Genomic DNA, 14766 nt, shown 5'->3' on the forward strand with positions numbered 1-14766 from the left:
TCTATTTTGCCACTTTAGGGGATCCCGCCAACTTTTCGTGTAGGATCTGCGCGTATGATTTGAAGAGTACACACCCTCTTTCCCAGCTTCGTCAGCCCTTTCCCAGGTTTTCATGTCATTTGAGAATCGTTCCACCGCCCCCGAACTCTTAATCCATGTCTTGCGGGAGGGGTTGACCGAATCTATCCATCATTGCCAAGCTGTCGTGGCCGATAGCCGCGGGCGTTCTCTGGCCATGGCCGGCAACAGCACCACCCCTGTTTTTGCCCGTTCTGCCCTCAAACCTTTCCAAGCACTGGCCATGCTCTCCACCGGCATCCGCGAGCGCTACCGCCTCAGCGAGAAAGATATTGCCATCATGTGCGGATCCCATCAGGGCACCACGGCTCATGCGCGGCAGGTGTTCAGCATACTGTGGCGGGCCGATCTGTCTCCCGATTTGCTGGTCTGCCCCACCCCACCCGGCAAGCCCAGCCCCCTTTGCCACAACTGCTCCGGCAAACATGCCGGCATGCTTATGGCCAGCCGCGCCCAAAACTGGACCTTGTCGGACTATGCCCAGCGGCAGCATCCGGTGCAAGCGCTGGTGCGGGCCAAGTTGGCGGATTTGCTGCAAATGCCCTCGGAGGAGTTTTTGTTTGCGCGGGATGACTGTGGGGTGCCCACCTACCAATTGCAACTGAACCACCTGGCTTCTCTATTCGCCCAACTGACCGCCGGCGAGCGGCCCGACTTGGAATCGGTAGCACGGGCCATGACCCATCACCCGGAGATGGTGGCCGGACAGGGGTGTTTCGACACGGAATTGATGCGGGCCACTCAAGGGGATCTGGTGAGCAAATCGGGTGCTGAAGGGATCCAGTGCATTGGCCGGGTGGGGGAAGGCATGGGCCTGGCCATCAAGGTCCAGGATGGAGCCGCCCGGGCCAAGTATGCCCTGGCTTTGCACCTGCTGCAGCGCATGGGCTGGATCCAGCCTGCCGCCGCCGAGATGCTGGGGGAGCGCTTCCTTCGCGTCGGCCCCTACACCCGCCTCGAGGTAGAAGGGGAGCTGCGCATGCCTTGAAGACTCAGCGCTGGAAGGGGTTTTGGTAAGGATTGGGGTTGGAGCTCTGGCCTTTGTTGCGGTACTTAGGATTGATGGTCAAGGTGCCGGATCCCAGGCCCCGCTGCGCCAAGAACTCCAGGTTGCGGCGGCGCATGGTGGTGTCGTAGTCGTTCTTGACGCGATCTTCGAGGATGGCCACCTGCTGCAGCGCGCTCAGCAAGATAGCAGCAGCTTGCTCGGAGGTGTAGCCATTCTGGGAGGCATAGCGCACGGCAAACTCGTCGGCTGCTACCTGGGCCTTCTGGCCCTTCTCCGCTTTGCGCAACAGAAACACCGCTGACGCGGCCAAGCCTGCTGCTAAGCCAACGCCGAGGTTATCTCCCATCTGCAGCTCTACCAAAATGCCCATGCTGCCGGCCCCGATCAAGGCGGGATACAGCAACAACGCCGACCAGTTATCCCCCAAAGCCAGCTCTGTGGCCATCACCGCCTCTCGCAAGAAGTAGATCTTCTGCTGGTCAGGGCTCAGCTTCTGCCAACGGCTGAGGTCAATGGCAAAGCGAGAGTACTTTTGCCAGGGGAAGCGCCACAACGGCTGCACAACCCGAGACTGGTCAGGGGTGCCGATCTCGATCTGCACTTCAGGGCGGATCTCCACTGGGAGAAACTGGATCAGGCGGTCAAAGTCGGAAATGGTATACATGCTGGCACAGTGCGGCTAAGGGAGCGGCTGGAGAGGATTACCCATAGTAAAAGATTCTAGCCTTCCTTGCAGGCCAGCTCCAAGCAAGCTTTTTGCAATAGGGCTGGCGGCAGAGGGACAAGCCTGAGCCTAGATGGAAAGGGGGTATGCCGCGTAACATACTCCCGACCCTGTAGCTAGCTTCCCGCAGGGTTGCTACGCATACAGCGCGGGGCTTCTCGGCGGTTTAGCTAAACCTGAGGTGAGCAATCTATTTGGCGGATTGCCCAAGGGACTGAATTTATCATCCCAGTCAAACCCTTGAGGACCAAGACAGCCGTTATCTTAGTTTGAAGAGGGATCCCTGCTGGGGTGTTTGAGATTGGTCAAATCGTTGAGGCGGCGCAGGATCCCCCATCCCTGTAGGGCCTCCAGCAGGGCTTCCCGCACAACCGCTACCGTCTCTTGGTCGAGGGCCAACCGCAGATAATCCACCGCCAGCCGGGTTTGCTCGGGATCCAAGTGAGACATTAAACTCTGCAAGCGGCGAACGCCCGCCAGCCGTCGGAAGGGATCGGGAGAAGCAATGTCGCTGAGGTCGCGCTCCAATTGAGACCGTTGCCGCTCTTGTCGGCCCCTGAGCCACTCCCCAAACAGCAGCGACAACAAGGCTAGAGTGGCCAATCCCTGTAGAATGGCACCGGTGGCCAGCCAGCGTTGGGTGGATTCTGCCCAGATGGAGATGAGGGTGTAGGTGCCCAAGGTGGCGGCTGCTCCCGAACCAATTGCCAGCAAAAGCCAGCGATCCGCCTGCCGAAACCAAGCTTGCCACTCCTGCCAGCGGCGGTTGAACTCAGGGCTGCGCACCCCCTGTAGCCCCAACATCACCAAGGTGCCCACCCCCAGAGAGAGCGCCAGCCGCCCATTCCAGAAGGCCAGCCCTGCCAACGCCAAGGCCGACAGAGCCAAAACCCGCCACTGCGGCCCCGATAGGATCCACAGAGCAACTTGGGATCCCGTCTCCACTGCCCCACGCCCCACCCGCTGCAGATATTCTGGCCAGGATCCCTGGCCGGAAGAAGGGCGACCCGATTGATGCTTCACCGATGGCAACTCCCAAAACTCGGCCCTATCTGGCCCTTTGCAAGCGGCAAGATAGATCAACGCTCCTTAAATTATGCTCTTATGCTTTATAGAGTCGAGGTAGGCTTTCCACCCTTGGGCTTGCAACTGGTCGTTTTTCTCCTGCACCGCCTGTTTTAGGCTTTCCCGATAGGCGATCACCCGCCGGAGCAGATCGGGATCCCCACTGGCTAGGATCTGCACCGCCAACAGACCCGCGTTGTAGCCGTTGCCAATGGCCACCGTGGCCACCGGGATCCCTTTGGGCATTTGCACAATTGAGTACAGGGAGTCGATCCCCTGCAGGGATGGGCTGAGCACCGGCACCCCGATCACCGGCAGGGGGGTGAGAGAGGCCACCATCCCCGGCAAATGGGCTGCTCCCCCTGCCCCGGCAATGATGACGCGGATCCCTTGGGTATGGGCGCAGCGGGCAAACTCTACCATCGCCTCGGGAGTGCGATGGGCGCTGAGGATCTGCAATTGGTAAGGGATCCCAAACTCCTCACACACCTGGGCGGCAGGTGCAAGGGTGGGCAAATCGGAATCGCTGCCCATTACGATGGCAACGAGGGGGGAGAGTTCCATATCGCTAAGCGACGCTAACGCGAAAGGCTGCTGGCCCGGCGTAGCCGATCCATCATCGCATAGCCCAACCCCGTCGAGATGGGTGGGGGCTCTGCCAGCAGGAGCGTAGCATCTCCCTCATCCAGTCGGCGCAGGCTGGCAAAGAGGGCGCGGGCGGCTGCCTTGGGATCCGAACCCAAACACTCCAAACTGAAAGTGATCCCCGGCCAATGGCGGGAGAGGGTGTTCAGCAGAGCCTGCGGATCCGTGGCAAAGCTGAGGATGCCCAGGTGGGAATGACCGGTTGTCAGGTGCTGCACCTGTTGCCAATCGCCGGGCTGAAGCTGGGCAAAAGGGGTGGGCAAAAGCCGGAGGGGCTTACTGGGGGCATAGTGGCTGCTCAGTCGTCCCGGCGCTTCTGGCGGGCCCGTTGTGCCATCCTTGGGGGCCTGTTCTGGGGGCAACCGGATGGGCAACCCCAGGTGGGCCTCCAGGGCTTCCAGTGGGATCCCTCCTGGGCGCAGCAGCGTTGGGATCCCTTCGGGGCTGAGCTTTAGCACGGTGGACTCCAGGCCCACGGCACACTCTCCCCCGTCCAAGATGTAAGGGATCCGCCCTCCCAACTCTGCATAGACGGCCTGGGCTGAGGTGGGGCTGATGCGGCCAAAGCGATTGGCACTGGGGGCAGCCAGAGGGGTTTGCACCGCCTGCAGCAAAGCTTGAGCCACCGGGTGAGCGGGCACCCGCAGGGCAACAGTAGGCAACCCGCTGCTCACCAGATCCGGCACGGTGGGGCACTTGGGCAGCACCAAAGTCAGGGGCCCCGGCCAAAAGGTGTCGATCAGGGATCCCAGCAGAGCACGGGCGGTGGGAGTAAAAGCCGACACATCCACCAGCCACCCCTGCAATTGCTCTAGGGTCACCCCAGCCGGCAGATGCAGGATCAGGGGATCGAAGCGGGGGCGCTCCTTGGCGGCAAAAATGTTTGCCACTGCCTGCTCATCCAAGCCATGGCCCGCCAGGCCGTAAACCGTCTCCGTGGGGATGGCCACCAACTGGCCCTGCAGCAAGGCCGCAGCCGCTACGGCAATGTGCTCAGGAGTGGGCGAAAGAATTTCCGTCTGCATCCATAACTCGGATTTGGGGTGGGGCTAGGGATCCCGTTCTGCAATCCATTTTCGCGCCTGGTAGAGGGCGATGTTGATTTGATCCCCAAACAGCAGCGCCAAGGAAGTGAGCCAAACCCAGAGCAGCAGCACAATAGCTGCCCCCACCGCCCCGTAGACTTGGTTGAACTGCCCAAAGTGCTCCACGTAAATCCGCAACCCCCACGACACCCCAACCCACAGTAGGCTGGCCACGATGGCCCCCGGCCAAATCGGGATTTGGGGTCGGCGCAGGCTGGGGCCAAATCGATACAGCACCCAGCAGGAGAAGACGACCAGCCCCAAGGAAATTGGCCAAGTGAGGATCCCCCACAAGTTCAACCCCAGCTCTCGCAGGGGATCCAACTGAGTCGGCCCGCCAACCTCCTGGGCTAAGGATCTCGCTTTCATGGCCAAGAAGCGCAAAAAGCTGGCACTGAACAAAAAGATCAAGCTGGCCAGTCCGGTCAACCCCAGGGTGGCGAGCATCCAAACCAGCGAGATCAGCTTGCGTCTCCAGAAGGGACGGCGCCTATCTTGAGGGATCTCATGGCTGAGATCCAAAGCTGTCATCACCGCCCCCATGGCTCCAGAAGCAGCCCACAGGGTGCCCAAGAAGCCGAGCGACAACAACCCCCGTTCGCGTCAGCGGTGCGGAGCACTTTTTTGCCCGAAGCGGAGCTCGCGCACATACCGATCCAAAAGCGCCAGAGCCTCTTGGGGAGCAATTTGGCTCAACTGCTCCATCAAGCGCTCGAAGGCTTGCTCAGAGGAGCCGACAAACAGCCCAACCCCGGTCAGGAGCGTGAGGATGAAGGGGAACAGCGCCAACATCGAGCTATAGGCCATTTCAGAGGCCAGGCCAATCGCGTAAGCGGGACGGAGTCCTTACAGCCGGTAGCGCATCGCGTTTTCCCAGGCCAACCGCAGGGTTAGCCAGACCAACTCTCGCCGGGAACGCCGTCCTGACGACGCGAACGGGATCCCCAGCGCCCGCAGCTGCTCAACCAGTTGCTCCAACAGCCTCATGGTTCAGCACTTCAGCCCACCGGGGTAGGTACTGGGAAAAATCCTGTTTTTTGACAAACCGAAAAGGCCCGGATAGGGATCCCCAGATCACTTGATCGGTCTCCGGATCCCGACCTTGATCCAAGCTGTGAAAGTAGTCGGCTCCGATCTCAAACTCGCTGTACAAATAGGTGGTTCTGCCTTTGCGTTCAACAATACAGCCTTTGCCGGGCAGGCTGCGGCCCCGATAGCAGGATCCCGTCCATTCCACCTGGGTGACACAGCCGGGCAAGAGTTCCAACTCCGCTGCTGTCAGACCGGCCAATTTCCCCTTCGCGTAAGCGTTGCCTAGCAACAACTCCCGACCGGCGCACCTGTAGGAGTCAGGAGCTGTCAGAGCATAGTTTTGAACCCGGATCCCATCTGGAGTATCGAAGAGGTGGATCACCCGCTGTCGGTAAGGCTGCTCAGGATAAATGTCGTACAGTTGCTCCACGTAAAACCCCACCCCCTGCAACACCGACCAAGGCAAGGGGCATTGGTACACATGAATGTTGGCAAACCAGACGGGCTCTGCAATCGCCTGTTGTAGGTTGTTGAAGTGCCCTGCCATCCAGGTGGCCAGTTGAGCCAGTTGTGGGGAAACAGACATAGGTTCAGATGGATTCAATGGATTGAAATCGAGAAGATTCAGATCGAGCGCTCCTGATCCTGCAGACTTTGTCCAACTGTCAGGGACTCCGTCCCGATGGCGCACTCCATAACACACTCTACAAAACTACACCAGGGAATAGCTTGGTAGCCCTGTACTTGAGTGCGGGGTGGAAAAGCCCTTGGGCAACTTGATTTAAGGGAATTTAAGGGATTTAATTTAAGAGAGCATTGTTGCTTACCGTCACCCGCCCTGTCTCTGGCGGAGTTGTTGCCATGGGCAGGGGAACCGCAACCCTGTGGCGACGAGGCCGTTCGCGCCACTCGGACGGAGTTCTTGAAGGGGATTGGGTTGCAGGGACAGGCTAGAGTAGAGGAGCCGGACTCCTGTGCCTCTTGAGATCTCGTCTAAGATGGTATTGATGTCGGCCCTACCCATTCCGCTGCTGGGGCAATCCTTGTCTGCTCTGAAAGACTGGGCGGTTGCCCAAGGACAGCCGGCCTATCGCGGGCAACAACTGCATGCTTGGATCTACCAAAAAGGGATCCGCTCCCTGGAACAGGTGACGGTGTTTCCTAGGGCTTGGCGAGAGGCGGTGCAAAGCTACCCAGTGGGACGCTCGCGCATTGTGCAGCGGACAGAGGCCCGCGATGGTACTGTGAAGTTTCTGCTGGGGTTGGCGGATGGGCAGTTGATCGAAACGGTAGGGATCCCAACGGCCAAGCGTCTGACGGTCTGCGTCTCTTCTCAGGTGGGCTGCCCGATGGCCTGCGATTTCTGTGCCACCGGCAAGATGGGCTACCGGCGCAACCTAGAGCTGCACGAGATTCTGGATCAGGTGTTGACGGTGCAGGAAGATTTTGGCCGTCGCGTCAGCCATGTGGTCTTTATGGGCATGGGGGAACCCCTGCTCAACCGCGATACGGTGGTACAAGCCATCCGCAGCCTGAATCAAGATATCGGCATCGGCCAACGGCATATCACCCTCTCGACGGTGGGGGTACCCCGGCAAATTGCCTGGCTGGCGCAGCAGGATCTGCAAGTTACCCTGGCCGTCAGCTTGCATGCCCCCAATCAAGACCTGCGGCAACGGTTGATCCCTTCGGCAGCCCACTACCCTCTGGACACTCTAATCCAGGATTGCCGCGACTACATGCTGCGCACCGGGCGGCGAGTCAGTTTTGAATATACCCTGCTATCGGGGGTCAACGACCTGCCCATTCATGCCCGCCAACTGGCGCAATTGCTGCAGCAGGCCAGCCGGTCAGGGGTACAACTGCACGTGAACCTGATCCCTTACAACCCCATCTCTGAAGCTGACTATCAACGCCCCCACCCGACACGGGTCAGAGAGTTCGTCCGCCAGCTCGAACAGCACCAAGTGCGGGCCACTGTGCGCCAAACCCGTGGCTTGGATGGCAATGCCGCATGTGGTCAACTGCGGGGATCCTTCCTGCGTTCTTTGCCAGGGGATTTGTAATCGCCGCGCAACGCTTGCGCGGGTGCATCAGCTCAGTCCGCAGGCGCATTTTAGCCAGGCGGCATCCTGTTCTGGCAAGGTGGCGTGGTGCATGGCGTAAACCTGCCGGTGATACTCGTCCAGCCAGGCTCGCTGCACCTCGTTCAACAGTTCCCAATCGATTAAGCGCCCATCAAAAGGGATCCAAGTTAGGGAGCGAAAGCCCATCCAGCCCTCGGGCTCGGGAATCGCAATCACCTCGTAGAGGTTCTCCAGGCGGATCCCACCCCATCCCGGCTGGTAGTAGCCCGGCTCGATGCTGTTGATCATGCCCACTTTGAGAGGGGTGCTGGCGCGGCGGTGGATCCCGTTGGGCCCCTCGTGGACATTCAAAAAGGCGCCGACACCGTGGCCGGTGCCATGGCCATAGTCCAGCCCGGCCTGCCAAAGGGTAGAGCGGGCGATCCCATCCAACGAGACTCCATAGGTGTCGGGGGGGAAGATCTGGCGGGCGCATTGAATGTGGGCCTTGAGCACCTCGGTATAGCGCCGCTTGCACAAGGGATCCGCGGGTTGCGAGCCAATCCAAACGGTGCGGGTATCGTCGGTGGTGCCCCCCAAGTAGTGGGATCCGGAGTCCAACAAAAACAGTTCGCCCGGCTGCAGCAGCTTTTGGGGATCCGGAGTGCTGTAGTGGATGATGGAGCTGTTGGCTCCTGCCCCGGCAATGGTGTTAAAGCTCAGGCCCACCCACTCCCCTTCCTCCCGGTAATGGGCCTCCATGATGGCGGCCACATCGGCTTCGCTGATGGGGATCCCCTGTTGGATTTGCCGGTCGATCCAGGCCAGGGTACGGATCTTGGCCCGGCTGGCTTTGCGGTTGGCCAGGCGCATCTGTTCCAGCTCGGTGGGGTTTTTCACGGCCTTGAGGGCTTCTACTGGGTGCTCCAGCTCGCGGCAGCTCGCATCCTGCAGCAGCTCTTGAGTGCCCTGGGTGGTCTGCTTGGGATCCAAGCCCACCGGCGCATAGCTCTTGGCCCATTGGGGCAGTTGTTGGCTGTAGGTCTCGTAGGGCCAGAGTTCCACCCCGGCTTCTGCCAGAAATTGCCGAGATGGGGGACTGAGCCGCTCCAGATCTGTGAATAGAGCCGCTCTATCTAGGCTGACCAAAGCATAGGCCCAAAACACTGGGTTGTAGGGGATGTCGGATCCCCGCAGGTTAAACAGCCAGGCCACCTGATCCAATTTGGTCAGAGGCAGCAGCCCCACCCGTTTGCGGCGCATCTCCTGCCGCACTTGGGCCAGCTTTTCTGCAGGGGTGGCCCCGCTTAGGTGGGTGGGTACCGAGTCAATGGGCCGGTCAAAGGGAGCGACAGGAGCGGATCCCTGAGCCAGCTTATCCACCAAGTTTTCCATGACCGGGATCAAGAGCACCCCTCCCGCTTGGGCATGGGCCTGCAACTGGCGATAGGTGGCCACTGCCACCGTAAAGGGATCCACCCCCAGGCGAAAGCCGGATCCCAGCTCTTCCACAATCTCCATCAGGCTGGGCTGATTCGGCAGACCTCCTTTGATCACTGTCAATAGATTGGGATCCACCTCCCGCTCCGCCTGTTCGTGATAGCGGGGATCTACCCACAGCCAAGCCCTGTCCCGGGTGATCAAGGCATCCCCCACCGAGCCGGTAAAGCCTGTGATCCACTGACGCCGCTTGCGATGTTCCGGCAAATACTCATTGAGATGCTCATCGGCAGAGGGAACCCAAAAGCCATCCAGATCTTGTTCTCGCAGAAGCTGGCGCAACTGCTGCAAACGGGCAGCAACATCCAGGCGGGGTAAGGTTTGGAGCATGGCAGGAGTAGGGCAAAGCTGTTGTCATTCTAGACAAGGTTAGAAGTTTTCCCTTGCCCCTAGCCCTTGTCCCAAGGGGAGAGGGAAGCTTCCAATGCTGCAATCAGAACAAGAGCGCCCCTGGGTTTAGCGCTCCTCAGGAAAACCCGCTTCCCGCCAAGCCCGCATGCCCCCATCCATCGAGATCACCCGACGATAGCCCATTTTCTGTAGGTTATCGGCTGCCAACGCCGAACGAAACCCGCCGCCGCAGTACAGGACGATCTCCGCTTCTTTGTCGGGGATCACCCTCTCGATGTCCCGCTCAATGATCCCTTTGCTCAAATGGATGGCTCCGGCAGCATGGCCGGCTTGCCACTCCGACTCTTCCCGCACATCCACAAAATAGAAGGGATCCCCTTGCAGTTGTTTTTGCCTGACCTGCTCGACTGTCAGTTCTTGGATGCGGCTTTTGGCCTCGTTGACCAGGGCCAAGAAAGCTGGAGAGTGCTGGGGAGCCATGGAGAACAGGCGCTATGAGCCAAAGCTTATTCCAATCGATCTTATCTGGTCTGGACTTTGGGATCCCAACTGCCCTAAGGCTAGACTGGGATCCAGATTTGCCGGCTGGAGGCCCATGGCTTGAAATCCCGATCTAACTTTCCGCAACTGCTTTGGCCCCTTGCTCTGGCCGTGAGCTGGAGCATCCCCCTTGGATTGACAGCCGGTCACGTCAGCCGGACGGAGTCCTCGGCTTGGGCCCAAGCTGCCCCGATGCCCCTAGAAAGTGGGATCCAGCGGCAAGTTTCCAGCCCACCGCCAGCCGCCCTGGTGGAGTGGCTAAGCCAGCAGGTGGCCGCCGCCAACCGGCGGGATTTGCCAGGGGTGATGGCCGGCTACAGCCCCGACTTCCGCCACCGAGATGGGCTAGACCGGGAAGAGGTGGAAGGTGCCATCCGCAAGCTGTGGAGCTCTCATCCCAAGCTCACCTATTCGGCCCAGATCCTCTCCTGGCGGCAGGTGGGCCCTGAGATTGTTGCGGATATTCTCAGCCAAGTAGAGGGATCCCAATCCTCGGTGCGGGGGGACTTTCAGGTAGAAGCCTCTGCCCTGGTGCGCAATCGCTATCGCCCGGATCCAGCCAATCCCGGACAACTGCTGTTGATTGACCAAGAAGTGCTGCGGGAGGCCAGCACCCTCACCTCTGGATCTGCCCCTCCCACCGTCACCTTGAACCTGCCGGAGGTGGTCAAACCGGGATCCACCTATTCGCTGCAGGCGATTGTGGCAGAGCCTCTCACCCACTCTTTGCTGTTGGGCGCCGTTGCCGAACAACCCGTTGCCGGGGCGGGCTACCCAGAGGTGACTTCGTTTGCTCTCGAACCCCTACAGGCCGGAGGGATCTTCCTACAGGCGGATGCTCCCCAAGAACCCGGTGCTGAGTGGATCTCGGTGATGTTGGTTAACCAAACCGGCATCACGCTGGAGAGTCGGCGTCTTATCGTCAGCGATCGCTTGGCTCTGGAGGGATCCCTGGCCATCCCCACCGTCCCTTAGGAAATCTTCAGGATGATGAGGAATGGCTCTGGGGTAATCTGGACAGGCAGTTGAGCTTGTTAAGATGGGAAACTATGCGCCCCTCAGCTTGTTTGCTTTCTGGTGCTGGCCCTATTTTCGAGCGGTTGCGATAGCGGCGACTCCCTTGGTGCTCCGGTGGTGGATCGCCCCACTCCTGCCAGCAATTGACCGAACAATCCCGAGGGGTCTCGAAAGGTTGGGTCGAGGTGTCTTGAAAGGACCCAACCTCAAGAAACATTGGCATCTTTAGACGCCCGTCCATTCCAAGCCCCGCTACAGCTATCTGCAAAACTATCCGCTCTCTCCCACCCCCAAGGCAACAACAGGCGGTCAGGGAAAGAGCGGTCTAGCGGGCCTTCAACTGGAACCTGACTGCCGGGAGGAACTCCAAGCGAGCCAGAACGTGAAGACTCTTCAGCAGACTGAAGGATCTAAGTTCAGACCGTTAGAGAACAGCCCCGGCGCACAGCCGGCTGAACCCAACTTGACGACCCTTACAACTACTACTATCTGGCATCCGCAGGAACCTCCCTTACTAAACGACACCCTGAGACTAGCACAAATCTTTTCTTGTTTTCTCGATCAGGGAGTTCATGCGGTGGTTTGTTGGAGCCGTTTGAGAGCTCCAGGCGCTCTGGGTGACCGTGGGCTTCGGATCCCCTGTCCCACAAGAGGGGTGAGGGATGGACTGCTGAGGATAAGGCAACAGCGTAGGATAGAGAGACGCCCTTTAGGTTGCTCGAGTTGCCGTGGACTACAAAAGTACCCTCAACCTGCCCCAAACTCAGTTTCCCATGCGGGCAGAGGCCGCCAAGAGAGAACCCGCCATTCAAGCCTTTTGGCAGGAAGAGCAAATCTACCAACGCCTTGCCGACCACAATCCTGGGGATCCCTTTGTCCTGCACGATGGACCGCCCTACGCCAATGGCGATATCCACATGGGCACCACCCTCAACAAGATCCTCAAGGATATCGTCAACAAGTACCACATCCTGCAGGGGCGCAAGGTGCGCTACGTGCCCGGCTGGGATTGCCACGGCCTGCCCATCGAACTGAAAGTGTTGCAAAGCCTCACCCCGCAGGAGCGGGAAAACCTCACCCCTCTGCAGCTGCGACAAAAAGCCAAGGAGTACGCCCTGCACTACGTTGATGTGCAGCGGGCCAGTTTTCAGCGCCTGGGGGTATGGGGATCCTGGGATCGGCCCTACCTGACGCTGTCGCCGGAGTACGAAGCCGCACAAATTGAGGTGTTTGGACAAATGGCCCTCAAGGGCTACATCTACCGCGGCCTCAAACCCGTCCACTGGAGCCCCAGCTCCCAGACGGCTCTGGCGGAAGCGGAGCTGGAGTACCCTGACAACCACATCTCCCCCAGCATCTACGTGGCCTTTCCCCTGCAGAGCCTCAGCCCGGCGGCGCAGCCGGCTTTGGAGCCTTTCATGCCGGGCCTGCGGGCAGCCATCTGGACCACCACCCCTTGGACGATCCCGGCCAACCTGGCTCTCTGCTTTAACCCCAAGCTCACCTATGCAGTGGTGGAGTCTCCCCGCTTCGGCCTGCTGTTAATCGCCGCCGATCTGCGGGAGCGGCTGGAGAAGGTTCTGGAGACGCCTCTGGAGATCAAGGCCACCCTGCCGGGATCCGCTCTGGAATACAGTCAAGGACGGCACCCCCTCTTCGACCGCACCAGCCTCTGCGTGCTGGGGGACTATGTCACCACCGAGTCCGGCACCGGCATTGTGCACACAGCTCCGGGGCATGGGGAAGATGACTTCAAAACCGGCCAAAAGTATGGTCTGCCCATTCTCAGCCCTGTGGACGATCAGGGGAGATTTACCGCCGAGGCCGGATCCCAGTTCGTCGGGTTGGATGTGCTCTCCAAGAAGCCGGAGACCAGCGGCAATGCTGCTGTCATCCAGGCTCTGCAGGCTGCGGGGGCTTTGCTCAAGGAAGAGCCCTACAACCACAAATATCCCTACGACTGGCGCACGAAAGAGCCAACGATTTTCCGGGCCACCGAGCAGTGGTTTGCGTCTGTAGCTGGCTTCCGGGAGCTGGCCCTGCAGGCCATTAAAACCGTGAAATGGATCCCGGCCATCGGGGAGAACCGCATCACTGCTATGGTGTCGGAGCGCTCGGATTGGTGTATTTCCCGCCAGCGGGCTTGGGGCGTGCCCATCCCCGTCTTTTACGACGAAGAAACCGGCGAGGTTCTGCTCACCGCCGAGACCCTCGACCACATCAAGGCCATTTTTGCCCAGGAGGGATCCGACGCCTGGTGGCAGCGCCCGGTGGAGGAGTTGCTGCCGGAGAAGTACCGCCACAATGGCCGCACCTACCGCAAAGGGATGGACACCATGGACGTGTGGTTTGACTCCGGCTCTTCCTGGGCGGCAGTGGCCAAGGCGCAGGGGTTGGGCTACCCGGTGGATCTGTATTTGGAAGGCTCCGACCAACACCGAGGCTGGTTCCAATCCAGTTTGCTTACCTCCGTGGCCGTCAACGGCCATGCCCCCTACAAGGCGGTGCTCACCCATGGGTTTGTGCTGGACGAGAAAGGCCAGAAAATGAGCAAGTCCCTGGGCAATGTCATCGATCCGCTGGTGTTAATCAACGGCGGCAAAGATCCCCAGACGGATCCCGCCTACGGGGCGGATGTGCTGCGCCTGTGGGTCTCCAGTGTGGACTACTCCGGGGATGTGCCGCTGGGTAAGACCATTCTTGGGCAAATGGCGGATGTATATCGCAAAATCCGCAACACAGCTCGCTTTTTACTGAGCAACCTCTACGACTTCAATCCAACTCAGGATGCCGTTCCTTTTGAAGCCTTGACGGAGTTGGATCGCTACATTCTGCACCGCCTGCACGAGGTGGGATCCGAGATCGGCGAATCTTTTGCAAGCTATCAGTTCTACCGCTTTTTCCAGGCGATTCAGAACTTCTGTGTGGTGGATCTCTCCAACTTTTACCTGGATATTGGCAAGGATCGCCTCTACATCAGCCATGCCCAAAGTCTGCGGCGGCGACAATGTCAAACGGTGCTCTCCCTGTTGCTGGAGAACTTGGCCAAGGCCATCGCCCCCGTTCTCTCCCACCTGGCCGAAGAGATTTGGAGCCATCTGCCCTATCCCAAGCCCACCCGTTCGGTGTTTGAGGGGGGGTGGATGAAGCTGCCGGAGCACTGGCGGGATCCCCAGTTGGCAGCCATTTGGGAGCAGCTGCGAGAGGTGCGCCAAGAGGTGAACAAGGCTCTGGAGCAAGCCCGTACCGGTCGCGTTAGCGGGACGGAGTCCTTTAAGCCCATCGGCGCTTCCACCGAGGCCAAGGTAATCCTGAAGGTAGCGGATCCCAGCCTATACGCTCTTTTGCAGGAGCGGGCTGCCGAGTTGCGCTACTTGTTCATCACCTCACAGGTGGAACTGGAGAAAACCTCAGGTCAAGGCTTGGAGGTCTCTGTTTTTCCGGCTGACGGCCAAAAGTGCGTGCGCTGCTGGAACTACTCCACCCGTGTGGGGGAATTTGCCGAACATCCAGAGCTGTGTGAGCGTTGTGTAGCCGCTCTGGCCGGGGAGTTTTGAATTAGGTCGTGTTGATCTTATGTTAGGATAGAGAGAATAATTTATAGAGGAAAGAGGATGAAGTTGGTTTTTTTAGATGAAAACAAATGGCAGAAGA

12 protein-coding genes and 1 pseudogene are annotated in these 14766 nt (G+C 59.5%); 4 read left to right on the top strand and 9 right to left on the bottom strand.

Annotation, left to right across the window (positions count from 1 at the left end; genetic code table 11):
- Nucleotides 1-112 precede the first annotated feature (112 nt).
- Complete coding sequence (locus ACVWXZ_RS06025) at nt 113-1066, top strand: asparaginase (RefSeq protein WP_414415786.1); 954 nt, start codon at nt 113-115, stop codon at nt 1064-1066.
- Between the two features lie 4 nt (nt 1067-1070).
- Here ACVWXZ_RS06025 and ACVWXZ_RS06030 read toward each other — a convergent pair whose 3' ends face one another.
- The 7 genes and pseudogenes from ACVWXZ_RS06030 to ACVWXZ_RS06060 all read right to left on the bottom strand — a co-directional run bounded on the left by ACVWXZ_RS06030 (nt 1071) and on the right by ACVWXZ_RS06060 (nt 6224).
- Nucleotides 1071-1751 carry a DUF3318 domain-containing protein gene (locus ACVWXZ_RS06030; RefSeq protein WP_414390730.1) on the bottom strand — a complete coding sequence of 227 codons (681 nt, stop codon included), beginning with the start codon at nt 1749-1751 and terminating at the stop codon, nt 1071-1073.
- A 324-nt stretch (nt 1752-2075) separates the two neighbouring features.
- Nucleotides 2076-2834 carry a hypothetical protein gene (locus ACVWXZ_RS06035; protein WP_011432665.1) on the bottom strand — a complete coding sequence of 253 codons (759 nt, stop codon included), beginning with the start codon at nt 2832-2834 and terminating at the stop codon, nt 2076-2078.
- Nucleotides 2835-2900: 66 nt separating this feature from the next.
- Complete coding sequence (gene purE, locus ACVWXZ_RS06040) at nt 2901-3440, bottom strand: 5-(carboxyamino)imidazole ribonucleotide mutase (protein ID WP_457440764.1); 540 nt, start codon at nt 3438-3440, stop codon at nt 2901-2903.
- Between the two features lie 14 nt (nt 3441-3454).
- Complete coding sequence (locus tag ACVWXZ_RS06045) at nt 3455-4546, bottom strand: L-threonylcarbamoyladenylate synthase (protein WP_414407601.1); 1092 nt, start codon at nt 4544-4546, stop codon at nt 3455-3457.
- Between the two features lie 24 nt (nt 4547-4570).
- Nucleotides 4571-5413: pseudogene (locus tag ACVWXZ_RS06050) on the bottom strand (YihY/virulence factor BrkB family protein).
- 39 nt (nt 5414-5452) lie between these two features.
- Nucleotides 5453-5593, bottom strand: coding sequence for a hypothetical protein (locus ACVWXZ_RS06055; RefSeq protein ID WP_414412508.1), 141 nt, complete (start codon nt 5591-5593; stop codon nt 5453-5455).
- Nucleotides 5568-6224 (bottom strand): CpcT/CpeT family chromophore lyase, encoded by a 657-nt coding sequence (locus tag ACVWXZ_RS06060; protein WP_457482282.1) that lies wholly within the window; start codon nt 6222-6224, stop codon nt 5568-5570. Before ACVWXZ_RS06060 ends, ACVWXZ_RS06055 begins: the two co-directional genes overlap by 26 nt.
- A 421-nt stretch (nt 6225-6645) precedes the next feature.
- Here ACVWXZ_RS06060 and rlmN point away from each other — a divergent pair, with 421 nt between their 5' ends.
- Nucleotides 6646-7704 carry a 23S rRNA (adenine(2503)-C(2))-methyltransferase RlmN gene (gene rlmN / locus ACVWXZ_RS06065; protein ID WP_414349738.1) on the top strand — a complete coding sequence of 353 codons (1059 nt, stop codon included), beginning with the start codon at nt 6646-6648 and terminating at the stop codon, nt 7702-7704.
- Nucleotides 7705-7731: 27 nt separating this feature from the next.
- Here rlmN and ACVWXZ_RS06070 read toward each other — a convergent pair whose 3' ends face one another.
- Nucleotides 7732-9534 (bottom strand): aminopeptidase P family protein, encoded by a 1803-nt coding sequence (locus tag ACVWXZ_RS06070; protein ID WP_457482283.1) that lies wholly within the window; start codon nt 9532-9534, stop codon nt 7732-7734.
- Nucleotides 9535-9660: 126 nt separating this feature from the next.
- On the bottom strand, nt 9661-10035 hold the full coding sequence (locus ACVWXZ_RS06075) for a rhodanese-like domain-containing protein (protein ID WP_011432658.1): 375 nt from the start codon (nt 10033-10035) through the stop codon (nt 9661-9663).
- Between the two features lie 120 nt (nt 10036-10155).
- Between ACVWXZ_RS06075 and ACVWXZ_RS06080 the strand changes: the two genes are divergently transcribed.
- Nucleotides 10156-11070, top strand: coding sequence for a Cif family virulence factor (locus tag ACVWXZ_RS06080; protein WP_414390385.1), 915 nt, complete (start codon nt 10156-10158; stop codon nt 11068-11070).
- Nucleotides 11071-11885: 815 nt separating this feature from the next.
- Nucleotides 11886-14669: an isoleucine--tRNA ligase gene (gene ileS / locus ACVWXZ_RS06085; protein WP_457482285.1), complete on the top strand. Its 2784-nt coding sequence runs from the start codon at nt 11886-11888 to the stop codon at nt 14667-14669.
- Nucleotides 14670-14766: the final 97 nt, after the last annotated feature.

It is taken from the genome of Thermostichus sp. MS-CIW-38 (assembly GCF_054058415.1).